A 26,767-nucleotide genomic window follows, 5' to 3' on the forward strand; every position below is an offset into this window, starting at 1 on the left:
CCGGCGCGATCGCCGCCCGGCGCGGTAACGCGCGCTTAACCACGACGGTCGAATGCCAACCATTCTGGTAAGGATGGCGAAACCTTTCCCGCATTAACTGTGACTTGGCGGGAGGGACGGTGTGACCCAGCGTCACGCCCGGACAATGCAATTGCTGGATTGAGTTCGATCAAAAAATCGAGTCCAGCGTCGAATCGAAATGGAGCCGCGCGCCTATCGCGCGACGTCTCCGAGAAGGACCAAGTAAAAACCACGATCTTGTGGCTGAATTGTCATAGATGCCTTGTTGGCGCCGCAATCCAGCCGCATTTCACCCGGGCGAAGCCCAAAATTGTTGCCCAATGGCCACAAGGGTCCAGTGAATACCTCTTCCCGCGACTTTTAGAGTTGCGACAAAGGCTCTCACGGGACATGTTGCCGGGGCGTTTCGCAAACCAAGACAAGAGGCAATCATGCGTAACATTCTGCTGTCCACCGTCGCCCTCGTGGCGCTGACCGGTTCGGCCCTCGCCGCCGACCTGCCGTCCCGCAAGGCCGCCCCGGCCTATATCGCCCCGGTTTCCGCCTTCTCCTGGACCGGCTTCTACGTCGGTATCGAAGGCGGCGCGGACTTCATCAACAACAGCGTCCGCGACACCACCGGCGCCAAGGCCGACAACAACCCGACCGCCGGCCTGATCGGCGGCGTGGTCGGCTATAACTACGAATTCCCGAACAAGTTCGTGCTCGGCCTCGAAGGCAACGCCGGCGGCGTGCTCGGCGCCAAGCAGACCAAGAACAACTCTGGCGTTCCTTTCTATAACGACCGCTCCTACTACGCCGACGTTCGCGGCCGCGTGGGTTACGCCTTCATCGATCGCGCCCTGCTGTACGTCGCGGGCGGCGTGGCCTTCGGCGACGTCAAGACCGGCTGGACCGGCGGCCCGTCCTACACCGACGACCGCGTGGGCTACACCGTCGGCGCCGGCGTCGATTACGCCTTCACCAGCAACCTGATCGGCCGCGTCGAATATCGCTACACCGATCTCGGCCGCGCCTGGACCGGCAATGTCGGCCTGCGCACCCAAACGGACTCCAACGCCGTTCTCGTCGGCCTGCTCTACAAGTTCGGCTCGCCGGACTACGCTCCGGTCGTCGCCAAGTACTGAGATCGCTTGACGTCCTGAGATCGTTTGCGCCGGGCTCGCCCGGCGCATCTTCTCCGCGAACGCATCCGGAACGCGAGTTCCGGATGCGTTTTTTTTGCGCCTGCAATTGCGTTGCGAAATAGCAACAGCCTCTCGGAAAGGCGCCGTGGCGTAAACTCGACTATTGCCTTTGCGCCGCGATTTTGTCACTCAGGCTCACCATTGTGAAAAAAAACGAGGCAATATCAATGCGCAAAATTCTGCTCGCCACCGTCGCCGCCGTCGCCATGACCGGTTCCGCTTTCGCGTCCGACCTGCCGTCCCGCAAGTCCGCTCCGGCCTTCGTGCCGGTCTCGACCTTCTCCTGGACCGGCTTCTACGCTGGTATCGAAGGCGGCGCCGACTTCCTGAACACCAAGGCCCGCAACAGCGTCTCCTATGACCGCACCGGCGGCTTGGTCGGCGGCGTGGTCGGCTACAACTACGATCTGGGCAACAAGTTCGTGCTCGGCCTCGAAGGCGACGCCGGCGGCGTGCTCGGTTCCGACAAGACCGTCAATGGCGTCAAGGTTGATTCCAACTATTACGCCAACGTCCGCGGCCGCGTCGGCTACACGGTCGTTGATCGCGCCCTGCTGTACGTCGCTGGCGGCGTCGCCTTCGGCGATGTGAAGTATGCCGGCACGACCGACGACCGCATCGGCTACACCATCGGCGCCGGCCTGGACTACGCCTGCACCAACAACCTGATCGGCCGCATCGAATATCGCTACACCGATTTCGACAAGGCCAACATCGCCGGCGTCCGCGTGAAGCAGGACTCCAACGCGGTGCTGGTTGGCCTGCTCTACAAGTTCGGCGCGCCGGAAGCCCCGGTCGTCGCCAAGTACTGAGAACCATCAATGGCATGGCGCCGGGTCGTCCCGGCGCCATGAGAATCGTGAGCGCGGTCGGAACCCTGTTCCGGCCGCGTTTTGCATTTGGCGTCCCGCGCCGGCGTTCTCCGGGCGGCGGAGTCTCCACCTGTCGTATTTGCGCAACAGGCCGGCTCAATGCGGCGTGGCGGCGATTCTTAAGTTGTTAAATTCTATCGTATAAGTATTATATTAACCCGAGCCAATCCTCCGAGCCAATCCTCAACGTCGGGTCTTTCTCATGAGTCGTTTTCCGCTTTTCCCCCTTGTTTTCGCCGCTCTGACCGGCTCGGCGCTCGCTGGCGATCTGCCTTCCGCCAAGTCGGCGCCGGCGGCGCCGGAGCCGGCCTTCACCTGGACCGGCTTCTACCTGGGCTTCGAAGGCGGCGTGGACTGGCTGGACACGAAGGCATATGCGCCCAGGGCGACTTACACCTTCGACCGCGACCCCGGCCTCGCCGGCGCGCTTGGCGGCTACAATTACGTCCTGCCCAACAATCTTCTCCTCGGCGTCGAGGCCAATGGCGGGGCCATCCTCGGCGCTCGCCAGGCCAAATCCTACGGCACGGCCGATTCCAGCTATTACGCCGACATTCGCGGTCGCCTCGGTTATATCGCGGCGCCCAATGTGCTCGTCTTCGCCGCCGGCGGCGTCGCTTTCGGCGATGTGAGCAACAGAACGGTCGGCTCCGACCGGGTCGGCTACACCGTCGGCGCCGGCGTGGACTGGGCCTTCGTCAAGGAATTCGTCGCCCGCGCTGAATATCGTTACACCGATCTCGGAAAATCCTCCGGCGTCCTTGGCGTTCCCTTCGCCCAGACGTCAAACGCCCTGCTGGTCGGCCTGATTTACAAGTTCGGTTCGGACAGCTTGCCGTTCCTGGGAAAATAGCCCGCGCCTCGGCGCGAGATCGGCGTGGTTGGAGCAGCGCTCCGGCCGCGCTTTGCTTTTTGCCGTTGGCGCTTTAAACCCCCGGCATGACCGAGCCAAACACACCGCGCATATCCTTCGTCTCGCTGGGCTGCCCCAAGGCCCTGGTCGATTCGGAGCGCATCCTCACCCGCCTGCGCGCCGAGGGCTATGCGATCTCGCGCGCGCACGCCGGCGCCGACGCCGTGATCGTCAACACCTGCGGTTTCCTCGACAGCGCCAAGGCCGAATCGCTCGCCGCCATCGGCGAGGCCCTGCGCGAAAACGGCAAGGTGATCGTCACCGGCTGCATGGGCGCCGATCCCGGCCCGATTCTCGACGCCTACCCCAATATATCCGCCATCACCGGCCCGCAGGATTACGAGAGCGTGATGGCGGCGGTGCATCGCGCCGCCCCGCCCGTCACGAATCCCTTTGTCGATCTGCTGCCGGAGCAGGGCATAAAGCTCACGCCGCGCCATTACGCCTATCTGAAGATTTCCGAAGGCTGCGCCAACGCCTGCACCTTCTGCATCATCCCGAAACTGCGCGGCGACCTCGTCTCGCGCCCGGCGGCCGAGGTTTTGCGCGAAGCCGAAAAGCTGGTGAAAGCCGGCGTGAAGGAGCTTCTGGTCGTGTCGCAGGACACCTCCGCCTACGGGCAGGACCTGCGCTACGCCTCAAGCCAATTCCAAAACCGCGACGTGCGCGCAAGATTCTTCGATCTGGCCAGGGAGTTGGGCGAATTCGGCGTGTGGACCCGCCTGCACTACGTCTATCCCTATCCCCATGTGGACGAGGTGATTCCGCTGATGGCGGAGGGCAAGATCCTGCCTTACCTGGATATTCCCTTCCAGCACGCCGCGCCCAATGTGCTGCGCGCGATGAAGCGGCCGGGCAATGTCGAAAAAGTGCTGGACCGCATCAAGGCGTGGCGCGAGGTCTGCCCCGACCTGACGCTGCGCTCGACCTTCATCGTCGGCTTCCCCGGCGAAACCGAGCAGGATTTCGAACTTCTGCTCGACTGGCTCGACGAAGCCAAACTGGACCGCGTCGGCGCCTTCAAATACGAGCCGGTCGCCGGCGCCCCCGCCAACGCCCTCGGCCTGCCGCAGGTTGCCGAAGAGGTCAAGCAGAGCCGCTGGAAGCGCTTCATGGAGCGCCAGCAAAAGATTTCGGCGCGGCGCCAGCGGGAAAAAGTCGGCAAGCGCCTACCTGTCCTCATCGACAAGGTCTTTCCCGGCGGCGGGGAAGGGCGCACCAAGGCCGATGCGCCCGAAATCGACGGCAAGGTTTTCCTCAGCGCTCGCCGCCCCCTGCGCGTCGGCGACATCGTCACGGTCAAGATCGACCGCGCCGAAGCCTATGACCTGCACGGCGCGGTGGTGTAAGCGCGCGAGGCCCCCTCATCCGGCGCTTCGCGCCACCTTCTCCCGCGAGGGGAGAAGGATTCGCCTCCGCAGCGTTTCGCTTTATGATTGAACTCGATCACGCCGCCGCCCACCTTCTCCCCTTGCGGGAGACGGGTGAGGGGGCGCGCCGCCAAGTCCTCACGGAATCATCACGGTCGCGCCGGTGGTGGCGCGTCCCTCCAGCGCGCGATGGACCTCCGCCGCCTCGGCCAGCGGCCGCGTGGCGTGGACCGGGATCTTCACCGCGCCGGACGCCACGGCCTCGAACAGCCGCGCCGCCATTTCGCGCAGGCGCGCCGCGTCGGCGATGAAGGCGAACAGCGAGGGGCGCGTGACGAACAGGGCTTTCGGCGACAACAGGCCGAGATTGAACGGCGGGACCGGCCCGGACGCATTACCAAAACTGACAAAAGTCCCAAACGGCCGCAGGCAGTCCAGCGAGCCCGGAAACGTGTCCTTGCCGACGCCATCGTAAACCGCGTGACAAAGCTGGCCGCCGGTGATCTCCCGCACCCGCGCGGAAAAATCCTCGTCGCGATAGAGGATGGTCGCGTCGGCCCCGGCCTCCCGCGCCAGTTTCGCCTTGTCCGCGCTCCCCACCGTGCCGATCACGAAGGCCCCGAGTTTCTTCGCCCACTGGCACAGGATCAACCCGACCCCACCCGCCGCCGCATGGACGAGAATCGCATCGCCCGATTGCACTTTATAAGAGCGGAACAGCAGATATTCGGCCGTCAGCCCCTTGAGCATCATGGCGGCGCCGGTCTCGTAGGAAATCTCCGCCGGCAGATGCGCCAGAAATTTGGCATCAATGTTGCGCGCCTGGGCATAGGCGCCGAGCGTGCCGGCATAGGCGACGCGGTCACCGGGTTTGAAACCCTCGACGCCCGGACCGACGGCCAAAACCTCGCCGGCGCCCTCGTTGCCGGGCGTGAACGGCGTGGGCGTGGGATAGAGGCCGGTGCGGTAATAGACGTCAATGAAATTCACGCCCACGGCGTGCTGGCGGATTTGCGCCTCGCCGGGGCCGGGCGCCGGCAGGTCAACGTCCTCATAGCGCAGGACTTCCGGGCCGCCGGTTTGATGAATGCGGATCGCCTTGACCATTGTCGCGTCTCCTTTTGGCCAAGATTAGGCGCGGCGCGCGCGGCGGGCAATCCCACGCGGGCGCAAGCGCGTCCTTGCGTCTTGTTTGCGCGGATCGCGAAGCGATCCCGCGGCAACCGCGTCAGGCGGCGAAATCGCGGACAAAGGACTCGACCGAACCGCGCAGATCGGCGGCCTGTTCGGACAATGTCCCGGACAATGCGCGCAAGCCGCTTGAGGAGCTTTCGGTCTGTTCGGCGGCGGCCTTGACCCCGTCCATCGACTGGGTGACGCGCGCGGCGCCCTCGGCGGCCGAGCGGCAGCTGGCGGCGATGTCCTGCGTCGCGGCGCGCTGCTCCTCGACCGCGCCGGCGATGGTTTGGGCCACGGATTTCACGTCGCCCATGACATTGGCTATGGCGCCGATGGAAGCCACGGCGGAGTCGGAGGCGGACTGGATGCTCGCCACTTTCGCGGTTATGGCTTCCGTCGCCCGGCTGGTCTGGCTGGCGAGGTCCTTGACCTCGTTGGCCACGACGGCGAAGCCCTTACCGGTCTCCCCGGCGCGGGCCGCCTCGATGGTGGCGTTCAGGGCCAGCATGTTGGTCTGGTCGGCGATGCCCCGGATCAGCGACACGACCTCGGCGATCGCCTCCGCCGCGCCGGCGAGGCCCGCGATTTTCTCGTTGGAGGCCGTCGCCTCGTTGAAGGCGCCGTCGGCGACCGTCGCCGAATGCGAGACATGGGCGCTGATGTCGCGCGCGGCCTGCGCCATGGATTCGGAAGACTGCGCGGCGGCGTCAACGCTCTCGGCGGCCTGGCGGGCGGCGCCGACGACGGCGCTCAGCTCCTGCGAGGTTTTCCGGGCGGTCGCGGAAAGCGTTTCCGCCGAGTCCGCCACTGATTGCGACGCGGTGACGAATCCCGCCGCCATCCGCAGCATCCGCGCGACGAAATCCTTCGCCAATCCCTCGCGCCGGCTCAGGGCGTCGCGGTCGGCGCGGTCGCGCGCGAGGCTCTCCGCCTTGAGGCTTTCGCTTTGCGCCAGCGCGCCCCGCATTGTCTCCAGCGTCCGCGCCATGTCCCCGAACTCATCGGGGCGGCCGAGGCCGGCGGTCTCCGCGCCGAGTTCGCCGGTCGCGATCCTCCGCATCGATCCGTCGAGGGCGGCGGCGCCGGAGGTGATGTTGCGGCTGACCAGCAGGCTGAAACCGGCCGTCGCCAGCAGGAGCAGCGTCATGACCGCAAGCGAGATCGAGCGGAACAGGTCGGTCAGGCGGTCGAAGGCTTCGTCGGCCTCCCGCGAGCCGCGCAACAGGTTGTCGCGCAAGCCGGAGAAGGGCTTGATGATGGCCGTGACGATTTCATCGATCTTGCCGTCGAGAGCCCTGATGTCCGCGTTCAGATCTTCATGAGCTTCGAGCTTCGGCATCATCTCGCCGGTGAAGATCCCGACCAGCCGTTCGATTTCGGCGGCGCCGGCGCTCAGGGCCTCGCGCTCGGCCGGGGCGAGCAGCATGGTTCGCAAATCCGCGACCAGGGCCTGTTCGGCGGCCAGCGCCTCGCTCCAGGACTTGCGTGTGGCGGCGAGATCGTGATTGATCTCCGCGTCGGCGATGATGCGGTAAAGCCGCGCGCCTATGCCGGCGGCGTCCTGCGCCTTGTCGGCGAGGGAGGCCGTGTGGGCGCCTGCGTCCTGAACCTCGCGAAACATGTTCACGCTGAGCCAGATCCCTGCGAACGCCAGAATCATGACGGTGAAAAAACCGATTGTCATCAAGCGCAATTGCGCTCTTATCGTGAGCTTCATGGCCGGGTCCGTGGACGGCGGTCGGAGCGATACGCCTGAAAACTTTTAAGCGGCGAAGCTTGCGCCGGGCTTGAGGCGCGGCGGTATCTTCCTATAATATAGATAGGCGAATGGGGGTGTGTGTGAACGGAAGGAAAATCTATCTCGCCGGTCCCGAAGTTTTCCTTCCCGACGCCGTGGATGTCGGCTTGCGCAAGAAGTCGCTCTGCCAGGAATTCGGCTTTGTCGGCCTGTACCCGCTCGACACTGAAACGCCTGAGGGCGCGGGGCGCGACCAACGCATCTACGCCGCCAATCTGGCCCTGATCGGGCAGGCCGACGCCGCCATCTTCAACCTCTCGCCGTTTCGCGGCCTCGGCGCCGACCCTGGCGCGGCGTTCGAACTGGGCTATGTCGCGGCGCTGGGCAAGCCGGCGTTCGCCTACAGCAACGATCCCGCCGACCTGTTCGACCGCGTGGCCGAATCGTTGGGGGCGCATCCCACCCCGCAGGGCGGCTGGTGCGACGCCCACGGTTTTGAAATCGAGAAATTCGGCAATGCCGACAATCTCATGCTGGATTGCGCGCTGAAAGCCTCGGGCCAGACCGTGCTGCGCGCGGAAACGAAACTGCCGCTCGGCGATCTCACCCTGTTCACCGCCTGCCTGCGCAAGGCTCTCCTGAAGTTTGGGACTTTGAAATGAAGACACGCTCGCTCGGCCGCGCCGGCATAAAAGTTTCGGAAATCTGCCTGGGCACCATGACCTATGGCCAGCAGACCGACCGCGCCGACGCCTTTGCGCAGATGGATTACGCCGTCGCCCATGGCGTGAACTTCTTCGACACCGCCGAGCTCTATTCCATCCCGCCGCGCGCGGAGACCTATGGCGCCACGGAAACCATTATCGGCGAATGGTTTCGCGAGAGAAAAAACCGCGAAAAAATCGTCCTCGCCAGCAAGGTGGTGGGACGCACGACCATGCCGTGGTTCCGCAATGGCCAGGAGGCGCGGCTCGACCGCAAAAACATTTTTCACGCCGTCGAAGGCTCGCTGAAGCGGCTTGGAACCGATTACATCGATCTCTATCAGTTGCATTGGCCCGACCGGCCGCTGGTCCTGTTCGACGGCCTGTCCAACGCCTATGAGGATCGCGGCGGCCCCGACGGCGTGTTGTTCGAGGAAACCGCGAGCGCCCTGCAAGAGTTGGTCGCGCAGGGCAAAATTCGCCAGTTCGGCCTGTCCAACGAGACCCCCTGGGGCGTCTCGCAATTCTTGCGCGTCGCCGAGGCCGGCGTCGGGCCGCGCCCGGTTTCGATCCAGAACGCCTATCATCTGCTCAACCGCCAGTTCGAGATCGGCCTCGCCGAATTCGCCTTCCGCGAACAGGTCGGACTGCTGGCCTATTCGCCGCTGGCGCAGGGTTTTCTCACCGGCAAATATCTCCACGGCGCCCGCCCGCCCGGCGCGCGCAGCACTTTGTTCGATCGCGGCCAGCGCTACGAAAAACCGGGCGTGGACGCGGCGATCGAGGATTATCTGGCCCTGGCCAAGGAATTCGGCCTGCATCCCGTGCATCTGGCGCTTGCGTTCGTCACCTCGCGCCCCTTCGTCACCGCCAACATCATCGGCGCGACCAATCTGGAGCAACTGAAAATCATCCTCGACGCGCCGCGCGACCTGCCTCCGGAGGTTTTGCGCGGGATCGACGCCATTCACCAGTTGCGCGGCAATCCGTCGCCGTGACGGGGCGCGGGCGGGACGAACGCCAAGCGCCGAGATAGCAAGACGCTTGAGTGAAGCCGGATTCATTCGGATGGAGCGCGGGTTCGCCCGCTTGGCCGCCGCGCGCGAGGGGATCGGCGCCCGGCGGTGACGCAATCAATTCGTAAGCTGTTCAATCTAGGGTTGTGATGCCCAGATTTGGGTCGCACCCGAAACCAGATCCATTGCATGCTGACCCAACCAAAAATATCCACACGCCTCGCTTTGGTTGCGGCGGGCGCGTCGCGTTGGCGCCGATCCATTCGTCAGGTCTCATTCAACACAGGCGGCCCCGGCGATGAATGACCGCTCGTCTCTTTTTGATTTCGATGCTTCCGCGCCGGATTTTGGCATGGAAGACACGCTCCGCAACGCCGACCCCAGCTATTTCGCCCGCCTGCCGCTCAGGCTCTTGCTGTCGTTCCCGGATCACGACCACGAGCAGAGGTTCCGAAAATTCTACAACAAATTTTATTACCGCTACGCGCAGGCGAGCCTGTTGGTCGGCGCAATCCTGATTGTCGGCGATTTCACCGCCGATTGCCTTGCATTTCCGAGCAACGCGGGCAACGACCTGAGACTCAGCGTCTGCCTGCCGATCCTCGGCGCCGGGTTGGGTTTCTCGTTCACGCAATATGCGCGCATGCGTTGGCAGTTGGTGATGGCGATTTTCATCGCCCTGGTTGGCGCCAGCCTGTTCGCCATCCTGCTCGAAATCGATCGCCAGGGCGGCATGGGCCTGAAGTCGTGGGTCGGCATTCTGAATTTCGTCTTCATGCAAATATACTGCTTCCTTATTCTTGGCATACAATTCAATTTCGCGCTGGCGGCCGGCGGCTTCATTCTGTTTGCCTTTGAAGCGACCATGTTCGCCGATTCTACTGAAACAACGTTGAGTTTTGTATATTTTTCCTATCATGTCATAACGCTGTTCATGCTGGCGGCCGGCATCGGATGGTGGCGCGAATACGTATTACGCAAGGACTTTGTTGTACAAGATACCCTAAGGGCGGCCCAGTTCGCGCTCAGCAACCAGAATTCCATACTCGAATACGAAGTGCGTAAGCGCACCAACGATTTGACGACCAGCCAGGACGCCGCGATCCTGACCTTGGCCGCTCTGGTGGAAACGCGCGACAACGAAACGGGCAATCATGTCCGCCGCACCCAGCACTACGTGCGCGAACTGGCGAGGAAACTGAAAAGCCATCCCGGATTTGCGCACGCGCTCAGCGAGAAGCAAATCGAGATGCTGTTCAAATCCGCGCCTTTGCACGATATCGGCAAGGTCGGCATTCCCGATCATATTCTGCGCAAGCCCGGACGGCTCGAACCGGAAGAGTTCGAGATCATGAAGACTCACACGACGATCGGCCATCAGGCGATCGAGACGGCGCAGAACCAACTTGGGATGAAAGTCGAATTTCTGGCCTGCGTTCAGGAAATCGCCCTCAATCATCACGAAAGATGGGACGGCGGCGGCTATCCGCGTGGGCTGTCGGGCGCCGACATTCCGGTGTCGGCGCGCTTGATGGCCTTGGCCGACGTCTACGACGCCCTGATCAGCGAACGGGTCTACAAGAAGGCGTTCGGTCACGACCAAGCCGTCGCCATCATCGTCGATGGGCGGGGACGCCATTTCGATCCGGACGTCGTCGACGCCTTCCTCGCCATTGACGACAAGATCAAGGCGGTCGCCGATCGATACCGGGATTAAGGAAAAGCGCGCGAAGGCGCGCGGCGAAAGCTCACGGCTTCAGCGATTCGATATAGGCGACGATGTCGGCGATCTCCTCGCGCGTCAGGCTCATGTCGGGCATTTTCGGGTGCGGATCGATCAGGAAGAGTTTTAACTGCTCGCCACTCTTGCGTTGCGCGATGTCGCAAAACGTCGGGACATCGGCGCTCGCCTGTGTCTGGTCCATGGCGACGACATGGCAAGCGGCGCACCAGCGCTGGGCGATTTTCTTGCCTTGCGCGATGTCGCCCGCCAAAACCGGGGTCGCCGAGAGAAGGAATAAGGCTGCAAGGGTTGCGCGCGCCATGGTCATGGTCGAAATCCCTCATCGGCGCGGATCGAAGCGCCACCCGCGACCATAGCGCAAATTTATCTCCCCGCGCTTGTCGCAGCGCAAAAAAACACCTGGCCCGGCCGGGCGCTAAAGCATTTTCAAGCGAAGCGGACACCGGTTCGCGTGAAGAAAATGCGTTAAAACAAGAACCCAGAGCATTTTCATGTTTCCACGAAACGTGAAAATGCTCTGGGATCAAGGCTTGGCGTCGCCTTCCGGCTCCGGCTGCCGCGCCAGAACTTCCACATCGCGGTCCTGGCCGGACTCGACCTTGAAGGTGGCCTGATAGGTCTTGTTCTCGTGGCGGGCGATGGCGACATATTCGCCCTCAGCCAGCACCAGCGAGGGAAAGGCGCCGATCATTTCGCGGATGACGTCGCCGCCGGGCGTCAGCACGGAGAAGGCGGTGTTGGCGAGCGCCTCGCCGCCGGCCGCGTTCACGAGCTTTAACGTCATGGTGGCGGCGCGGTGCCGCAACTCGCCGGTGGTCAGCTTGCCCGGGAGCACGCGCAGGTCGGCGTAAATGACGGAATTGGTGGCGCTGGCGCCGCCGCCGAACGCATCCATCAGTTTTGACACAACATGATAATTGCCCTCCGGCAGGCAGACGGATTCGCCGGCCTTCAGATTAGGCAGGATCAGTTTGGCTTCCGGATCGCTCGACGAGGGCAGATAGACCTGGATGACTAGCTTGGCGGGCGCAATGGTCGCGTCGCCGAGCAGGCCGCTCAGTCTTAGTCCGCCTGCGTTCATCACCAGCTTTTGCGACAGCGGCGCGGCGCCCACGGAAATCTGTTTGGCGGCGCCGGCGAGGCCGCAGGCGGCGTGGACGATATAGTCGCCGTCGTCCAGCGACATCACCGGATTGGGTTCGTTGGACTCGGCCACCAGGGGAAAAGAGCCGTCGGCGTCGGCGCGCGCGGAAAACACCCGCCAGGCGAGGCCCGCGCGGATCGGCTGCGAATCGGCGGGCGCGTAGACGGCGCTCAGGCTGACGGTCGCGCCAGCGAAGGCGGGCGCGCTCGCTGACAGGCAGATCGCCAACAGGCGGATCAGCGGCGCGGCGCGACAAAAACTCATGGGGCTTCTCATCTCCGCACAATGGCTTTTCCACATCGGTTTACAAAGCGACATTTTTACGGCCAATGTTTTGGCGCAAATCGAGGAAACGCCATGAACGACACGCTGAACCTGCTCGCCAGACGCCGCTCCGCGCCGCCGCCAATCATGAAGGGGCCGGCGCCGACCCGCGACGAGATCGAACACATGCTCGCGCTCGCCGCGCGCGTGCCCGATCATGGCAAGCTCGCGCCCTGGCGCTTCATCGTGTTCGAGGGCGAGGCCCGCGACCGCGCTGGCGCGCTTTGCGCCGAAATTTTTCACGCGAAGGAGCCGGAAGCCGGCGAGGACCGGCAGGCGTCTGAGCGCGCCCGTTTTTCGCGCGCCCCATTGGTGATCGCGGTGGTGTCGCGCGCCGTTCCGCACGTAAAAATCCCGCTGTGGGAGCAGGAACTGTCGGCGGGCGCGGTTTGCATGGCCCTGACCGTCGCTGCGGTCGCCCTCGGTTTCCGCACGGCATGGCTGACCGAATGGATCGCTTACGACCGCGCCTTCCTCACCCGCCTCGGGCTCGAAGACCACGAGAAGATCGCCGGCTATATCCATATCGGCCGCGTCGAGAGCGAGATCGAGGATCGGCCCCGGCCCGACATGGCGGCGTTGACGAGCTATTTTTGAGGGGCGAAAAAGAAAAACCCGGCCCTTGCGGGCCGGGTCGATGATGAGCGCTGTCGCAGCGATCCGTACTTGGTCGCAGCGATCAGTACTTGGCGACGACCGGAGCGTAGTCCGCTCCGCTGAACTTGTAGAGCAGGCCGACGAGAACGGCGTTGGAGTCCGTTTCGGTGCGCAGGCCGACACTGCCGCTCCAGGCGCGGCCGAGATCGGTGTAGCGATATTCGACGCGGCCGATCAGGTTGTTGGTGAAGGCGTAATCGACGCCGGCGCCGATGGTGTAGCCCACGCGGTCGTCGGTGTAGGACGGGCCGCCGGTCCAGCCGGTCTTGACGTCGCCGAAGGCCACGCCGCCCGCGACGTAGAGCAGGGCGCGATCGATGATGGCGTAACCCACGCGGCCGCGAACGTCGGCGAAGTAGGAGTGGTCGTTATAGAAAGGAACGCCAGCGTTGTTCTTGGTCTGCTTGGCGCCGAGCACGCCGCCGGCGTCGCCTTCGAGGCCGAGCACGAACTTGTTCGGCAATTCGTAGTTATAGCCGACCACGCCGCCGATCAGGCCGGCGGTCGGGTTGTTGTCGGCCTTGGCGCCGGTGGTGTCGCGAATGCTGTTGTTGATGAAGGCCGCGCCGCCTTCGATACCGACGTAGAAGCCGGTCCAGGTGAAAACAGGGGCGGGGGCGACATAGACCGGGGCGGCCTTGGTCGAGGGCAGATCGGCCGCCAGCGCGGAGCAAGCCATCGACGCGAGGGCGGCGGTCGAAAGAAGAAGACCACGCATTTTCGAAATCTCCAAGTGCAACTACAAGCGTCAAGGTGCATCCATAAGCGGCAATGATCAAGCCGCTGACAGAAAGATTGTCGAGGCGTTGCATAGATAACACAAAAACAGGCTCCGCCTCTGGGAACCAAACCATTCGGCTGCGTAGAGTGCTGTTCCAAAAGGATTCTTTTGCGCCAGCTTCAATCGTGCGGAAAACGCCGCCGTCGCGGCCTCCGCACGTTGCCTTGAGCGCGGCTGATGACGCTGTCTTCCTTGGTAATTAGTAATCGCCGCCGCCGACCAGCGGACAGATCGCGCCCGCAGCGCATTTGCCGCCCTTGGCGCGGGCGGCTTTCGGCTTGGCCTTGCCCTTCGCCTGAACGAGCGGGGCTGGCGCCGACAGACCGTGCGCCACAGGCAGGGCAAAGCCGGCGGGCGCGCCAAAAAACGCGCCAAGGGCGCAGGCCAGACTGGCGGCGAACAGGATACGCATCGGGTCGCTCCTCCAAATAATCGCGAAAAATATCGGGCGATGAAAACCCCTCGCCTCACAACCTACACGCGCTTTGCCCCGTCGTCAGCCCCACCACCAGGCGGCGAACACGATCGCGGCCTCGCCAGCGAATATGGCGGCGAAGACGGAGCGGCGAAAGGCGAAAAACGCCGTCGCCGCGAACGCGAACGCGCCGCCGCGCGCCAAGAGCGGGACGGCGGCGAGTTCGCGCGGCGGCGTGGCCACGATCTTCAGCACCACGCCGACCAGCAAGGCGGTGGCGATGCAGCGCACCAACCGAAACAGTTCGGATTGCTCATCGATCTTGTGGGCGATCACCACGGACAGCCAGCGCCAGACCTCGCTGGGCAGGAATCCCAACACAATGACCGCGAGATAGGGATGGAGGGCTGGATCGAAGCTCACGCCACAACCCTGCGCGCGTAAAAACTGGCGAGCCAGGCGCCGCCGCCGCCCACCACGGCCAAGACCAGCAGGTCGAAGCCGCCGCCGACAAAAGCCTGGGTCAGCGGCGCCAGCGCCAGGCCGGCGCCGATGGCGATCCAGTCCGAACCGTCGCGCGCCGCCCGCGCCGTGGCGGCGAGGAAGTAGAACGGCGACAGCGTCATCAGGCCGCCCGCGAGCGGAGCCGGCAGGGCGGCGGTCAGCCAATAGCCGAGACCGCTGGTGAGCGTGGTCAGGCCGACGCAGGTGAGGGCGAAGCCGAAGAAGAACGGCAGGCGCCGTTCCTTCGCCATGTCGGGCAGGCGGCGCAGCGATTCTGTCCAGACGGTGACCGCGATGAAATGGGCGGCCAGCAGCAGCGTGGTCCGCCGCGTTTTTTCCGCGCGCAACATGGGCAGTACGGACAGGCACATGGGCAGCAGCCGCACCGACGACAGGCTGACGGCGAAGGCGATCGCCGCCGGCGCGGTTTTCGCCGCCAGCGCGCCGAAGAACAGCACTTGCCCCGGCCCGGCCCAGATCAGCGCGGTGGCCAGCATGGCGGCTTCAGGCGGAAGATCGGCGGCGCGGGCGAGCGCGCCGGTGCTCATCAGCGACAGCGCGACATAGAAGGCGGGGCCGGTCAAAGCCGTTCGCGCGCCGGCGAAAAACCAGCGTCTCTCATCCGGCGCAAACAAATTTCAGACTTCCGCAAGCCGCTCCAGGCGCGGCACGTCGAGCAGACGCACGCCGTCGGGCACGATGACAATGGTCTTTTCCCGCGCCATGCGGGTCATCATCCGGCTCACCGTCTCGACCGTCAGGCCGAGATAATCGCCGATGTCGAGCCGGGTCATCGGCAGCGGCACATGGACGGACGGGCCGTGGATGCGCGCGTAACGCTTGCGCATGCCGACCAGGAAGGCGGCGATCTTTTCTTCGGCGGTGCGGCGGCCGAGCACCACCATCTGCTCCTGCGCCAGCGCCAGTTCGTGCGAGGCCATGGCCATCAGCCGGCGCAACAGGCGCGGCTTGTCGTCGAGCATGTCGCTGAAACCCACGCGCGAGAACTGACAGAGCTTGGCCGGCGTCAGGGCGTCGGCGGTGTAGCTGTGGTTGGGTTCGAAATCGAGGCCGAGGAAATCGCCGGGCATGGCGAAGCCGACGACCTGACGGCGCCCGTCGGGCAGCAGTTTCGACAGCCGCAGCGCGCCGGCGGTGAGATTATAGACGAAGCCGGCCTCGCGGCCCTGTTCGAAAATCGTGCTCTTGGCGGGATAGCCCTGGCTGCGGCCGATCCGCTCCAGCGCGTCCAATTCGTCGGGGTCGAGCGCGCAACAGACGCTCTGGTCCTTGATTTCACAGTCGCAACAGTCCAGGCCGGGACTCTGCGCGGCCTTGTGCGCGCCACAGGGAACGAGGCGGGTGTTGGCTTCGATACGCCCGAACACCGTCTCCACAAGGGCCTTTTCGACCAGACTTTCCAAGCCGCGCTCCCAACTCAACCGCCCCGACGCCGCACCCGCGCCTTTCCGCGTGGGTAAAGTCTAGCATTGAAAATCGTGGGCACAATGTTTTTGATCCTCGTCAACGACAAGCATCGAATTTGTCGTCGTCGGAATTGCACTATCCCAAATCGCGTCGGCAACCGCGAGCACGGCTGTTTTGCCGCCAGATTGCTTGCCCTTCGCGGTTTCGGGCTTTAAGGCTCTCAGCCATCGCGCGGCGATTTGTCGCGCGGGTCCTCGCCCCGATTGGGGCGTTCGACCCAAGGCATGGGGGCGGCGCTTTCGCAATGGCCGAGGCTCATCACAGCACACGCCGGTTCGAGCGAATCCTTTTCCTGTCCTCGGGCGCGCCCGAGGCCGAGGACGCCCGCGCGCGGCTGGTCGGCCGCTATGGCGACGTCCATTCCGAGGACGCCGACGTGGTGGTGGCCCTGGGCGGCGACGGGCTGATGTTGCAGACCCTGCATCGCTTCATGGGGCGCGGCGTGCCGATCTATGGCCTCAACCGCGGCTCGGTCGGCTTCCTGATGAACGAGTTCCGCGAGACCGGCCTGCGCAAGCGGCTCGCCCAGGCGCAAAGCACGATCATCCATCCGCTGAAAATGTCGGCGCGAACGATGAACGGCGAAACCAGGGAAGCGCGGGCGATCAACGAAGTGTCGCTGCTGCGCCAGTCCGCGCAGGCGGCGAAACTGCGCATTTTCGTCGATGGCCAGAGTCGTCTCTCGGAATTGACCGCCGATGGCGTGCTGCTGGCGACGCCGGCGGGCTCCACCGCCTACAATCTGTCCGCCGGCGGCCCGATCCTGCCGATCGAGGCGCCGCTGATGGCGCTGACGCCGATGTCCGCCTTCCGGCCCCGGCACTGGCGCGGCGCGCTGCTGTCCAACAGGGCCGAGGTGGTCATCGAAGTGCTGGAGCCGGAAAAACGGCCGGTGTCGGCGGTGGCCGATCATACCGAGTTCCGCGATATCGTGCGGGTGGCGGCCGCGATGGACGAGTCGACCGGTCTGGAGCTGCTGCACGATCCCGGCCATTCCATGGAAGAGCGCATTTTGCGCGAACAGTTCAGGCACTGATCATGACCGAAAATCCAAAAAGGGCGCCTTTGCCGCGCGACCTCGAAGAAAACGTCCTCGTTTCCGACAAATATTCCTATTCCGGCGTCACCTATCAGTTGCAGCGCGCCGACGGACGCTGGGAGGCTCACCAGCGCAGCCTGTTCCGCCGTCCCGACGCCGTGACCGTGCTGCCCTACGATCCGGAGCGCGGCAAAGTGCTGCTTATCCGGCAATTCCGGCTCGGCGCCCATATGAACGACCGCAGCCCCAGCCTGCTGGAGGCCTGCGCCGGCACGCTCGATCCCGGCGAGGATCCGGAAGCCTGCATGCGCCGGGAATCGCTGGAGGAAATGGGACTTGAAGTCGGCGCGGCGCGCTTCCTGTTCGAGGCGTTCGTCAGCCCCGCCGCCACCACGGAAAAGCTCTATTTCTTCGTCGCGCCCTACGCGCCTGGGGCGCGGGTCGCCGCCGGCGGCGGCCTGGAGGAAGAGGGCGAGGACATCGAGGTGATCGAGGCGGATTTTTCGCAAGTTCTGGCGCAAGCCGCGCGGGGCGAAATCCACGACGCCAAGACGCTCGTGCTGCTTTATTGGCTGAAGACGTCCGGGCTGATGCAAGGTTGACCTTGCGTCTCCTCGGGACGCGGCGGCGTTCAACGACGAACCAAGCCCCCGGGGAAACAATTCGCGCGGAAATCCTCCAACGAGGCGGATTTTCCGCGCGCAAAATCAGCGCGCGGTCGTGACCCAAGGCGCGCGATCCCGGCGTCGCCTAATTATAATAGCCGACGCCGCACGTGAAATCGTCATTCACCCTCGTCACGTAGCTGGTCTTGGCGGCGGGCTTCGGGTCGGTCGGCCTGCCAAAAAGGTAGCTGACCTCGGTGATCTCACCTTCCGGCCTCCGTCCAGCCGCGTAAATTTCCTGACCATAGGCCTTGCCCGTCTCGTCCTTCAGCGTCCTCACGTCCTGGCCGAGCAGGTCTTTCGCATTGGTGTTGCCCATCGCGACGAATGTCCCGTTGTCGGCGCGCACGCAAAACACATAAATATTGCCGTTCATGCCGGTGAGGAATTTGCCCTTGCCCTGGTTGAACTGGTCGAACGCCTGCTTGCTGTCGGCGCTCACCTCGGCGGCGGCGGTCATCAGCATGGCCTTGGCGATGTATTTGTCCGCCGGATGAGCGAACGCCGCCGACGCAAGCGCGAGGGCCGCGCCGGCCGCCGCGAAGATGATGGTGTTGCGTCCCATGTCATTTCCTCCGTGATCGCGTCGTTTTTGCCTTTTGGGCGGCGACAAGTCCGGACGGGGCGCCAACCGGGCGCGGGCCGCGAGCCGGCGTCGGCGCTTCTCGCCGCCACGCCTGCGAGTGTAGCGCGAGATGGAGCGAGCCGGCGGCGCCGGGAGACTTAATTAACATTGAGGAAACTGTTTCTTGGCGCCGCCGTCCGCGATCCGCAGGTGACGCCCGCGTAAAACTTACGCGGCCACCAGTTCGCGCTCCAGCGCGGCGAGGTCCACCAGCAGCCCGTCGTCATCCGACGCTTTGCCGAGGCGCGGCGTCAGCGTCGAGGGCAAGCCGAACACCACGGGCTCCGCGTCGGCGGCCTCGGCCTGGATGCGGGCGACGTCGCGCCGCCCCTTGTCGCGGGCGGCGTCGAGTTCGAAGCGGCGCAGCAGCGAGATCACCTTGGCCAGCGCGACGGCGTCGCCCTGTTCGCAATCGGCCAGCACCGCCTGGATCAGCGGCAGGCGCAGCGCGCCTTCGTCGGCGTCGCCGTCGGTCTTGATCCGCGCCAGCGCCGCCAGCGTGGAGCGGAAGGCGAGCAGCAGGCCCGCGGGAAACCCGGCTTTGGCGTAGATGGCGGCGAAAGCGTCGGACCAGGGCTCGCGCGCCAGGCCGGCGACGCGCTTGGCGCTCAGCCCGGTCAACTCCGCCAGCGACGCCTCGAACAGGCCGCTCTGGCCGCACAGCAGCGCGCGCAGGCTCAGCGCGGGGGTGAGTTGGCTGCTCGCGCGCAGATAGGCGGCGAGCGCGGCGGTTTCCTCGGAATAGGCGGCGCAGCCGGCGGAGATGATCGTGGTGGCGCGGTCGCGGCACTCCTGCGCGATGCGCTCGCCGCGCGCGGTGCTGATCCATTGGCGCGACACGATGAAGGCGGACAGCGTGCGCGCGGCGGCGTCGGCCAGGGCGGCGCGGACGGCGGCGGGCAGCCAGGAGCGTCCGAGCAGGGCCTCGCGCACTTCCCCGTCGTCGCCGAAGCGTTCGACCATGCGGCGCAGAGCGAAATCGGGAAGATTGGCGGTTTCGTTCACCGCCAGCGCGATGATGGCCTCGCGTCCGGCGATTTCCGCCAGCGAGCCGCAGACGGCGGGCGAAAGGTCGGCGCGCAGCGCGATGGCGGCCTGAGCGGCGGCGTCGCCGACCACGGCGCAATCCATCAGGTCGGCGTCGGCGAGCAGGGGCGAGCGCGCCAGCACCAGGGTGGAGATTTCCGAACTGTCGCGGGCGAGGCCCTGGATCACGACGGGCGGCGCGTCGGGCGCGCCGGCGAATCCTTCCGCCATGGCGTGGCGCGGCAGCGGCGAGGGATCGTCGAGCAGGGCGAAGAAGGCGCTTTCCGCCTCGCGCCGGTCTTCCAAGGTCATTTCGCTGTAAAGATAAGCGCGGGCCAGCGCGGCGACGCCGTTGGCGCGCGCGGTCGCCGAGGCGCCCTGCGACCATTGGATGAATTTACGGACGATCATGCGCGGACCTGACTGACTCGGGCGGGGGCGCCGCCTGGTTAACGAATCATCCGAAATCTAGGTAAACACTGGCTTAACAGGGCGTCTCGGCGCGCGAAAAAGGCGGCGCCGGCTTTTCGCGAAACACGCCGCGAATGCTAAGGAGGGATCCAGGCCCTCCCGCCCGCGCGGAAGGGCGCCCGGAGGTGACGATGCGATCGATTTTTCTCGTTCCGGCCGGCGACGCCGCGCTGTTCGCCGAGGCCCTGGCCAGCGCCGCCGAGGCCGTCGCCATTGACGCGAGCGCGGGCGGGGCGCCAGAGGCGGCTGAAATGCTTGGGGTTTTACGCGAGCGCGGGCGGCGCGCGCTGGCGCGGATTCACGCGCTGACCTCGGGCCTCGCGGAGTCCGACCTCGACACGGTGATGGCGCAGGCCCCCTATGGAATCATCCTGCCCCAGGCCTGCGGCGGCCGCGACGTGCAGCATCTCGGGGCCAAACTGGCGGTGCGCGAGGCGGAAAACGCGCTGGAAGACGGCGCGACGCGCATTCTCGCCTCGGCCGCCGACCTGCCCGAAGCGGTTTTCTTGCTGGGCGGCATGGCGCGCGCGACGCGCCGGCTGGTCGGGCTGGTATGGGACGGCGCGGCGCTGGCGGGCGCGCTGGGCGTGGACGAAGAGTCCGAGATCCTCGCGCCCGCCCGCGCCCAAACCGTGTTCGCCGCCGCCGCCGCCGGAACCCCGGCGATTCTGGATGCGCGCGGTTGCGCGGAAACGTTGGAGCAAGCGCGGCGCGACGGCTTTGGCGGCGCGCTGGTGGACAGCGCCGCGCTGGCGGAGGCGGCCGAGCGGATTTTCAGTTGAGTTTCATGCCCTCGCCGCGTCTACGGGAAAGGGCAGGGGGCGAGGGGCCGCCGCCTTAATCCAGCGCCGCGCGGATCTTCACGGCATCGCGCTCCAGCAGGGCGGCCTCGGCCATGGCGCCGCCATGCGGGCGCAGCGGAACGCCTTCCCAGCGCGGGATGACATGGAAATGCATGTGGAACACGCTCTGGCCGCCGGCCGGTTCGTTGAACTGGTGGATGGTGACGCCATCGGCGCCGGTTCCCGCCTTCACGGCGCGCGCGATTTTCTGCACGCACAGGATCAGGTCGGACAAAGCGTCGGGCGCCAGGTCGAAAATATTGCGGCCGGGGGCTTTGGAGATCACCAGCACATGGCCGTCGGCGCGCGGCATCACATCCATGAAGGCGAAGGTTTTGTCGTCCTCCCACACTTTGACGCAAGGAATGGCGCCACGCAAAATCTTGGCGAAAATATTGTCGGGATCATAAGCGAGCGTCATGCCAGGGTCCTTTCCCCTCCGTTTCGGCGCGAAGACTGCCCAAGCGGCGCGGCGCGGTCAAGGGAGGAAGCCGCGAAGCCCAGGGCAATCGGGTGAATGAAATCGGGTGAATGAAGAAAAGGCGCGCGCGGTCGTGTTCCCTTCTCCCGCAAGGGGAGAAGGAGTTCCCGGCCTGACAGCGACTATACTCGTTCACCCAAGTCCCCTGCCTCCAAGCCCGTCGCAACCGCCAAAGGAGGGGGTCGGGGCCTCGATCGCAGGGCGATGCCCCCGTCCGGACATTATGCCGCGCCCCCGGCCGGGCATTTGCGCGCATTGCGAATTGACCGGTGCGACGCGGCCCGCCATGTTGCCCGTGAGGCAGGCTTCCCTACAAGGCGTCCAAGGCCAAAGCGAAGCTTTCGTCCGCCAGTCCCGCCCCGTTCAGACCAGGATCGGACGCATGTACGCCAGCGAATCCCATTATCTCCACAAAGCGGACATTTAAACCCCACCTTCAACGGGTTAATGGAACCCACCCCCCCGCGCGAAGATCAGATATTGCCCATGCCGACTGAATTTTCCGAACACCGCCGCTCCCGCCATGTCCTGATCGTGGAAGACGACCGCGACGACGCCTTTCTGCTCAAGCGCGCCCTCAAGACGGCCGCTCTGGAGCAACAGGTCGATCTGGAGATCGCGTATACGGAAAACGGCATGGACGCGCTCGGCGACGTCGCGTGCAAGGATCTGCTCAACCACCTGCCCGACATTATCGTCGTCGATCTCAACATGCCCGTCGTCAACGGCGAACGCTTCCTCAGCGTCCTGCGCGACGATATGCGCCTGACCGGCGTGCCGGCGATCGTTCTGACCACGGCGACGGAAAACCACGTGCTCGACAACGCCCTGTCCGAGGGCGCCGACGCGGCCTTTTCCAAGCCCAACACCAATGAGGAATTGCTGGCCATCGCCCGGACGATCCTGTCCTACGGCGACTCGCCGGGCGCGGCGACGCGGCATCCGTGAAGGCCGCGAAAACGCTGGACAAACGGCGGCTCCTGCCGATAAGGAACAGGCGAGCCAGAGCCCGACCATGACGCAGCGCGCGCATCCGACCAACCTGATCGAATTCACGGCGGATTTCCTGTCCAGCCCCGAGTTCAACACGTCGGCCACGCGCATCGAAATCACCAACGTCCGCACCTTCAACCGCGACCTGTTCGCCATGCTGGACGATTCCCCCACGCTCGCCGACGCCGAGCGCGCCTTCATGCTCTACATGAACGCGCTGTTTCACATCGACGCCGAACAGGCGCCGTCGAGCGCGCGCACGCCGTTCCGCTCGTGCTATCTGAAATTGCTGCAAGGCTGGGGCTTTGACTCCAACGGCGCCGAGGGCGCGGTGCTGAAAGGCTGGGCCGAAAGCCGGTTCGGGCTGGCGCCGAGCTATCACAAATATCCGCTCGTCCGCGAAGATCCGAGCGCCTGGACGCCCTATCTCAAGGAGAAGATGGACAGCCGCTTCCATTCCAACTCCATTTATTCTCAGCTTGATCTGCTCTACGAATTCACCCAATACATCCTGCGGCGCTTCATTCACCAGGAGCGCAGCCACATCACGCTCTATCGCGGCCTCAACCTGTGCGAGGCGACACACCTCCATCGCCGGGCCTGCAACCTGGTCTCGCTGAACAATGTCGTCTCGACCTCGACCGACCCGGATGTCGCCGGCTGTTTCGGCGACATTATCGTGGCCATAAGGGCGCCGGTCAGCAAGATCGTCTTCGTCAACAACCTGCTTTCGATCCGCCCGTTGCGGGGCGAGGGCGAGGTGCTGCTCATCGGCGGCGATTTTTGGGTAACGCCGCAATCATGACAATCGAAAACCGCGCGCTCGCCAGCTTTCTCGGCTTCGCCATCGGCGACGCGCTCGGCGCCACCGTCGAATTCATGACGGAGCGCGAGATCGCCGCCACCCATGGCGTGCATAAAAACATCGTCGGCGGCGGCTGGCTCAAGCTCAAGCCGGGCGCGATCACCGACGACACCCAGATGTCGCTCGCCCTGGCCCGCTCGCTGATCAAGACGCAGGGTTTCGACGCCCACGACATCGCCCAAAACTTCGCCGACTGGCTGCGCTCCGGCCCGCTCGACGTCGGCAACACCTGTCGGCGCGGCATCAGGCGCTTCATGACGCATGGCACGGTGGAAGGGCAGCGCTCGGAAGGCGACGCCGGCAATGGCGCGGTCATGCGCGTGACGCCAATCGCGCTGGCGACTCTTAAGCGGCCCGACGCCGGCGAAGGCTGGGCGGTGGCGCAGGGCCGCATCACCCATCATCACGAACGCTCCGACGCCGCCTGCGTCTGGTTCGTCCGCCTGATCCAGCACGCCCTGGTCGCGCCCGACAAGGCCCGGCTCAAAGGCTTGGCGGATGAATGGGTCGAACAGGATCAGGCCTTCCGCTTCACCGCCTACAAAGGCCCGTCCACGGCCTATGTCGTCGATACCATGCGCACGGTTCTGGCCGGCTTCTTCGAGACGGACTCGTTCGAGGACTGTTTGATCCGCGTGGTCAATCGCGGCGACGACGCCGACACGACGGGCGCCCTGGTCGGCGCGCTGGCCGGCGCCTATTACGGCATGCAGGCCTTGCCGAAACGCTGGGTCAAGGGGCTGTCGCGCGACGTGCGCGAGGAAATCTACGCGATCACGCCGCAACTTCTCGCGCTGGGCGACGGCGCCGGCTGACGCGTCGTCCTTGCCTTCCCCACCCCCCGCGCCTAAAACCCGCCAACCTGCGGACGTCATGCCCGGCCTTGCGCCGGGCATCCCGCCGAGCCGCCCGACAATATCTTTCACCAGCTCGCACAGCGGCGCCGCGTGGAGGACCGGGACAAGCCCGGCCATGACGGCCCCGAGGCGGCCCCTTACGGCCGGATCATTTTCGGGAGGACACCTTGGTCGGAGCTGGCACGGATCGCACCAAACCCCTGTTCGAGGGCGGGCCGTCCATCATCCTCGTCCGCCCCCAACTCGCCGTGAACATCGGCATGTGCGCGCGCGCCATGGCCAATTTCGGCCTGTCCGACCTGCGCCTCGTCAGCCCGCGCGAGGGCTGGCCGCGCACCGGCGCCCGGCGAAAAGGGGCTTATGCCGCCGCCGCCGGCGCCGTGCATCTGCTGGAGCAGGCCAAAGTTTACGAAACCACGGCGGACGCCATCGCCGACCTGAACTTCGTCTGGGTCACGACCGCGCGCGAGCGCGGCCAGTACAAGCGCGTCGAAACCCCCGCCGCCGCCATGCCGGAATGCGCCCGCGCCACACTGTCAGGCGAAAAACACGGCATCCTGTTCGGCCCGGAACGCACCGGCCTCGACAATGACGATGTCGCGCTCGCCAACGCCATCCTCACTTTCCCCGTCAATCCCGCCTATGGCTCGCTCAATCTGGCGCAGGCGGTTTTGTTGTGCGGTTACGAATATTTTAAAGCCCGCGAGGGCGGCGCCCTGCCGTTTGCTCTGGAAGAACGCTCTCCCCCCGCCCAGCACGCCATGACGCTGTCGTTTTTCGAATTCCTCGAAGGCCATCTGGAGCGCTCGGACTTCTTCAAACCGGAGACCAAGAAGCCGATCATGCAGCGCAACATGCGCAACATGTTCCACCGCATGAGCCTGACACAGCAGGACGTGCGCACGCTCTGGGGCGCCGTGGTCCGTCTGGTGGAGGGGCCGCGCACGACCATCCAGACCCGCAAGTGGATCAAGCCGCCAAACCCCTTGGCCGAGACAAAGCCGCAAGAGGTCGAGACAGAGGATTAGGTCAGCTCGCCATGCGGCGCGCGCGCTCCATCGACGACAGGCCGTAGCAGCCCCGCGCCGTGGAGATCAGCCGCCCCGCCTTGATCATCCGGTGTAATTTTACAGAGAGATTTCCCTTTGTAATTTCTACGCCGAGGACGCCGAGCAGTTCGAAAATGGCGTCGACATGCAGGCCCTCCTCGTCCTCGAAGATTTCGAGAATGGTCGATTCGAGTTCGCCGAGTCGGTCCGAAGGACGGTCGGACACGCGGTCGGAGGGGCGCGACGGCGGGACCACCGCGAGCCGCCCCTCGCCGCGCAGGGCGGCCTGATCCCCGGCGGCGACCAGAAACTCCACCGCCGCGCGGCGCAGTTCAAGGCCGGCGCCCGAGTCCTTGGCGGCCAGGCCGGAGATCAGGATTTCCAGCCGCGCCAGCAGGCGCTGCGCCTCGTCGCGCGCTTCCCGCGACGCCAGCGTGATAAATTCGGCGTTCTGTTCAAAAGTCGCGCGCATGATCCACTCCGCCAAAACATTGTTTCCGTGAATGGTTCGAGGACGCCGCCCCAAAGGCCGGCTTCTCCATGACTTGGCGTCCCTATTGTTCCATTACGTCAGCGCCGTTGCGCGAACGCAACCTTACGTAAAAAAATCCTGGCCGCGTCCGGTTTTTTTATTGCCGTAATCTTTACACACATCGCGCCAATGCTAAACATGCAAACCGAACGTTAACCACATTGGCCGAAATTTTTACAAGGTTGGCCAAAGGGGCGGCATCTGGAGTGCGGGCGATGATCAACAAATTTGGCGTGAACATTCCGACGCGAGCCCACGAAAGTCGGCTGCTTGCCCTGCTCGCGCCGATGTTCAGGACGGAAGCGCCGCTGCCGGCGAGCGCCATCGTCCTCGACGACGACGAACCCGGCTGGACGGTCGGACTTGAGCGCGGCGGCGACCTGCCGCGATTGCGGCTGTCGATCCTGGCCCAGCCCGGCGCGCGCATGACCCTGCGTTTCGATTCCTGCCCTGGTTTTTCCGAGGCGCGCGTCGAAAGCTGCTAGACCATTTTTCCGGGCCGCCGGCGCCGCTCTGGATTGTCGCGGCGGACACCGCGATATATATAGGCCGCGCCTTGGGTTTGGGAGATTGCTAGCATGGCCGCGGACATTGCAGCGGAGAATTACCGCCCGTCCGAAGACGAGCCGTTCATGAACGATCGTCAGAAGGAATATTTCCGCAGAAAACTGCTCAAGTGGAAGGAAGAAATCTTGCAGGAAGCGCGCGAAACGCTCGCCGCGCTTCAGGCCGAAAGCGAGAATCACGCCGATATCGCCGACCGCGCCTCATCTGAAACCGATCGCGCCATCGAATTGCGCGCCCGCGACCGCCAGCGCAAGCTGATCGCCAAGATCGAGTCGGCGCTCACCCGCATCGACGATGGCAGCTACGGCTATTGCGAGGAGACCGGCGACCCCATTTCGCTCAAGCGGCTCGACGCAAGGCCGATCGCCACCCTTTCGATCGAGGCCCAGGAGCGCCACGAACGCCGCGAGCGCGTCTATCGCGACGATTGACGCTGAGCGACGACAAAAACAACGCCGCCGCGGGTTCATCTCCGCGGCGGCGTTTTTTGTTCCGGTCTCAGGGCTTGTTGTTGTGGGGCGGACGGCCCAGCAGCTTGGCCATTTCCTCCTCAAGCGATTCCAGCGTCTCGGCCTCCGAGCGCGGCTTGTGCGCCGGGAACGGTGACGGCGCGGGCTGATGCGGCGCGGATTCGGCCTGACCGGGCAGCGGCGCGAACAGATCGTTCGCCGCATCCGGCGCCCGCGGCTCCGCCAGAG

At 64.9% G+C, this 26,767-nt stretch carries 30 protein-coding genes and 1 pseudogene; 17 read left to right on the top strand and 14 right to left on the bottom strand.

Annotated elements, in window-relative coordinates; translation table 11 throughout:
• Positions 1-452: 452 nt before the first annotated feature.
• The 4 genes from CCR94_RS13295 (at position 453) to rimO (ending at position 4,342) form a co-directional block, all read left to right on the top strand.
• On the top strand, positions 453-1,148 hold the full coding sequence (locus CCR94_RS13295) for an outer membrane protein (protein WP_104508325.1): 696 nt from the start codon (positions 453-455) through the stop codon (positions 1,146-1,148).
• Positions 1,149-1,375: 227 nt separating this feature from the next.
• Positions 1,376-2,020, top strand: a complete 645-nt coding sequence (locus CCR94_RS13300) for an outer membrane protein (RefSeq protein WP_210302325.1) — start codon at positions 1,376-1,378, stop codon at positions 2,018-2,020.
• A 262-nt stretch (positions 2,021-2,282) separates the two neighbouring features.
• Positions 2,283-2,933 carry an outer membrane protein gene (locus CCR94_RS13305; RefSeq protein ID WP_104508326.1) on the top strand — a complete coding sequence of 217 codons (651 nt, stop codon included), beginning with the start codon at positions 2,283-2,285 and terminating at the stop codon, positions 2,931-2,933.
• A gap of 86 nt (positions 2,934-3,019) precedes the next feature.
• Positions 3,020-4,342 (top strand): 30S ribosomal protein S12 methylthiotransferase RimO, encoded by a 1,323-nt coding sequence (rimO, locus tag CCR94_RS13310; RefSeq protein WP_104508327.1) that lies wholly within the window; start codon positions 3,020-3,022, stop codon positions 4,340-4,342.
• Positions 4,343-4,501: 159 nt separating this feature from the next.
• Here the strand turns inward: rimO and CCR94_RS13315 are convergent, their stop codons facing one another.
• Both CCR94_RS13315 and CCR94_RS13320 read right to left on the bottom strand, forming a co-directional pair.
• On the bottom strand, positions 4,502-5,470 hold the full coding sequence (locus CCR94_RS13315) for a quinone oxidoreductase family protein (RefSeq protein WP_104508328.1): 969 nt from the start codon (positions 5,468-5,470) through the stop codon (positions 4,502-4,504).
• Positions 5,471-5,591: 121 nt separating this feature from the next.
• Positions 5,592-7,259 (bottom strand): methyl-accepting chemotaxis protein, encoded by a 1,668-nt coding sequence (locus CCR94_RS13320; RefSeq protein WP_104508329.1) that lies wholly within the window; start codon positions 7,257-7,259, stop codon positions 5,592-5,594.
• A gap of 122 nt (positions 7,260-7,381) precedes the next feature.
• Here CCR94_RS13320 and CCR94_RS13325 point away from each other — a divergent pair, with 122 nt between their 5' ends.
• The 3 genes from CCR94_RS13325 (at position 7,382) to CCR94_RS13335 (ending at position 10,717) form a co-directional block, all read left to right on the top strand.
• Positions 7,382-7,942 carry a nucleoside 2-deoxyribosyltransferase gene (locus CCR94_RS13325; protein ID WP_158254755.1) on the top strand — a complete coding sequence of 187 codons (561 nt, stop codon included), beginning with the start codon at positions 7,382-7,384 and terminating at the stop codon, positions 7,940-7,942.
• Positions 7,939-8,982, top strand: a complete 1,044-nt coding sequence (locus tag CCR94_RS13330) for an aldo/keto reductase (RefSeq protein WP_104508331.1) — start codon at positions 7,939-7,941, stop codon at positions 8,980-8,982. Before CCR94_RS13325 ends, CCR94_RS13330 begins: the two co-directional genes overlap by 4 nt.
• Before the next feature lie 370 nt (positions 8,983-9,352).
• Positions 9,353-10,717 carry an HD-GYP domain-containing protein gene (locus CCR94_RS13335; protein WP_206605835.1) on the top strand — a complete coding sequence of 455 codons (1,365 nt, stop codon included), beginning with the start codon at positions 9,353-9,355 and terminating at the stop codon, positions 10,715-10,717.
• A gap of 31 nt (positions 10,718-10,748) precedes the next feature.
• Here the strand turns inward: CCR94_RS13335 and CCR94_RS13340 are convergent, their stop codons facing one another.
• Entirely contained in the window at positions 10,749-11,051 is a 303-nt protein-coding gene (locus tag CCR94_RS13340; RefSeq protein ID WP_104508332.1) for a c-type cytochrome, read from the bottom strand.
• Positions 11,052-11,267: 216 nt separating this feature from the next.
• The gene (locus CCR94_RS13345) at positions 11,268-12,152 is read right to left on the bottom strand and encodes a hypothetical protein (RefSeq protein ID WP_104508333.1); all 885 of its coding nucleotides are present in this window, start codon (positions 12,150-12,152) and stop codon (positions 11,268-11,270) included.
• A gap of 93 nt (positions 12,153-12,245) precedes the next feature.
• Between CCR94_RS13345 and CCR94_RS13350 the strand changes: the two genes are divergently transcribed.
• Complete coding sequence (locus CCR94_RS13350) at positions 12,246-12,809, top strand: nitroreductase family protein (RefSeq protein WP_104508334.1); 564 nt, start codon at positions 12,246-12,248, stop codon at positions 12,807-12,809.
• Between the two features lie 82 nt (positions 12,810-12,891).
• Here CCR94_RS13350 and CCR94_RS13355 read toward each other — a convergent pair whose 3' ends face one another.
• The 5 genes from CCR94_RS13355 to CCR94_RS13375 all read right to left on the bottom strand — a co-directional run bounded on the left by CCR94_RS13355 (position 12,892) and on the right by CCR94_RS13375 (position 15,945).
• Positions 12,892-13,587, bottom strand: a complete 696-nt coding sequence (locus CCR94_RS13355; protein ID WP_104508335.1) for an outer membrane protein — start codon at positions 13,585-13,587, stop codon at positions 12,892-12,894.
• A 262-nt stretch (positions 13,588-13,849) separates the two neighbouring features.
• Positions 13,850-14,062, bottom strand: coding sequence for a hypothetical protein (locus CCR94_RS13360; RefSeq protein WP_104508336.1), 213 nt, complete (start codon positions 14,060-14,062; stop codon positions 13,850-13,852).
• Between the two features lie 84 nt (positions 14,063-14,146).
• Positions 14,147-14,488 carry an AzlD domain-containing protein gene (locus CCR94_RS13365; RefSeq protein ID WP_104508337.1) on the bottom strand — a complete coding sequence of 114 codons (342 nt, stop codon included), beginning with the start codon at positions 14,486-14,488 and terminating at the stop codon, positions 14,147-14,149.
• Positions 14,485-15,153, bottom strand: a complete 669-nt coding sequence (locus CCR94_RS13370) for an AzlC family ABC transporter permease (protein ID WP_146089994.1) — start codon at positions 15,151-15,153, stop codon at positions 14,485-14,487. Before CCR94_RS13370 ends, CCR94_RS13365 begins: the two co-directional genes overlap by 4 nt.
• 54 nt (positions 15,154-15,207) lie before the next feature.
• Entirely contained in the window at positions 15,208-15,945 is a 738-nt protein-coding gene (locus CCR94_RS13375; protein WP_425332333.1) for a Crp/Fnr family transcriptional regulator, read from the bottom strand.
• A 356-nt stretch (positions 15,946-16,301) separates the two neighbouring features.
• On the opposite strand from CCR94_RS13375, the gene CCR94_RS13380 reads away from it, so the two are divergent.
• Together CCR94_RS13380 and CCR94_RS13385 are read left to right on the top strand one after the other, a co-directional pair.
• Positions 16,302-17,093, top strand: a complete 792-nt coding sequence (locus tag CCR94_RS13380) for an NAD kinase (RefSeq protein WP_104508339.1) — start codon at positions 16,302-16,304, stop codon at positions 17,091-17,093.
• 2 nt (positions 17,094-17,095) lie between these two features.
• Complete coding sequence (locus tag CCR94_RS13385) at positions 17,096-17,698, top strand: NUDIX domain-containing protein (RefSeq protein ID WP_104508340.1); 603 nt, start codon at positions 17,096-17,098, stop codon at positions 17,696-17,698.
• A gap of 148 nt (positions 17,699-17,846) precedes the next feature.
• Here CCR94_RS13385 and CCR94_RS13390 read toward each other — a convergent pair whose 3' ends face one another.
• Both CCR94_RS13390 and CCR94_RS13395 read right to left on the bottom strand, forming a co-directional pair.
• Positions 17,847-18,326, bottom strand: a complete 480-nt coding sequence (locus tag CCR94_RS13390; RefSeq protein ID WP_104508341.1) for a cache domain-containing protein — start codon at positions 18,324-18,326, stop codon at positions 17,847-17,849.
• A gap of 228 nt (positions 18,327-18,554) precedes the next feature.
• Positions 18,555-19,823 (bottom strand): DUF2336 domain-containing protein, encoded by a 1,269-nt coding sequence (locus tag CCR94_RS13395; RefSeq protein ID WP_104508342.1) that lies wholly within the window; start codon positions 19,821-19,823, stop codon positions 18,555-18,557.
• Positions 19,824-20,014: 191 nt separating this feature from the next.
• Here CCR94_RS13395 and CCR94_RS13400 point away from each other — a divergent pair, with 191 nt between their 5' ends.
• Positions 20,015-20,665 (top strand): aldolase, encoded by a 651-nt coding sequence (locus CCR94_RS13400; RefSeq protein ID WP_104508343.1) that lies wholly within the window; start codon positions 20,015-20,017, stop codon positions 20,663-20,665.
• Between the two features lie 55 nt (positions 20,666-20,720).
• Here the strand turns inward: CCR94_RS13400 and CCR94_RS13405 are convergent, their stop codons facing one another.
• A complete protein-coding gene (locus tag CCR94_RS13405) occupies positions 20,721-21,146 on the bottom strand; it encodes an HIT family protein (RefSeq protein ID WP_104508344.1) in 426 nt (141 codons plus the stop codon).
• Between the two features lie 546 nt (positions 21,147-21,692).
• Between CCR94_RS13405 and CCR94_RS25100 the strand changes: the two genes are divergently transcribed.
• From CCR94_RS25100 to CCR94_RS13425, 4 genes are all read left to right on the top strand, one after another.
• Positions 21,693-22,154, top strand: a complete 462-nt coding sequence (locus tag CCR94_RS25100; protein WP_158254756.1) for a response regulator — start codon at positions 21,693-21,695, stop codon at positions 22,152-22,154.
• 67 nt (positions 22,155-22,221) lie between these two features.
• Positions 22,222-23,004, top strand: a complete 783-nt coding sequence (locus CCR94_RS13415) for an NAD(+)--dinitrogen-reductase ADP-D-ribosyltransferase (protein ID WP_104508346.1) — start codon at positions 22,222-22,224, stop codon at positions 23,002-23,004.
• Positions 23,001-23,879, top strand: coding sequence for an ADP-ribosyl-[dinitrogen reductase] hydrolase (draG, locus tag CCR94_RS13420; protein WP_104508347.1), 879 nt, complete (start codon positions 23,001-23,003; stop codon positions 23,877-23,879). The genes CCR94_RS13415 and draG overlap by 4 nt, the downstream gene beginning before the upstream one ends.
• A gap of 209 nt (positions 23,880-24,088) precedes the next feature.
• Positions 24,089-24,949, top strand: a complete 861-nt coding sequence (locus CCR94_RS13425) for an RNA methyltransferase (RefSeq protein ID WP_104508348.1) — start codon at positions 24,089-24,091, stop codon at positions 24,947-24,949.
• Position 24,950: 1 nt separating this feature from the next.
• On the opposite strand, the gene CCR94_RS13430 is transcribed toward CCR94_RS13425, so the two are convergent.
• Entirely contained in the window at positions 24,951-25,442 is a 492-nt protein-coding gene (locus tag CCR94_RS13430; RefSeq protein WP_146089996.1) for a hypothetical protein, read from the bottom strand.
• A 275-nt stretch (positions 25,443-25,717) separates the two neighbouring features.
• On the opposite strand from CCR94_RS13430, the gene CCR94_RS13435 reads away from it, so the two are divergent.
• The gene (locus tag CCR94_RS13435; RefSeq protein ID WP_104508350.1) at positions 25,718-25,987 is read left to right on the top strand and encodes a hypothetical protein; all 270 of its coding nucleotides are present in this window, start codon (positions 25,718-25,720) and stop codon (positions 25,985-25,987) included.
• A gap of 93 nt (positions 25,988-26,080) precedes the next feature.
• Entirely contained in the window at positions 26,081-26,500 is a 420-nt protein-coding gene (gene dksA, locus CCR94_RS13440; RefSeq protein ID WP_104508351.1) for an RNA polymerase-binding protein DksA, read from the top strand.
• Between the two features lie 67 nt (positions 26,501-26,567).
• On the opposite strand, the pseudogene CCR94_RS25105 reads toward dksA, so the two are convergent.
• Positions 26,568-26,767, bottom strand: a pseudogene (locus CCR94_RS25105) (hypothetical protein); the annotation flags it as partial.

The organism is Rhodoblastus sphagnicola (genome assembly GCF_002937075.1).
GTDB classification, from domain to species: Bacteria; Pseudomonadota; Alphaproteobacteria; order Rhizobiales; family Beijerinckiaceae; genus Rhodoblastus; species Rhodoblastus sphagnicola.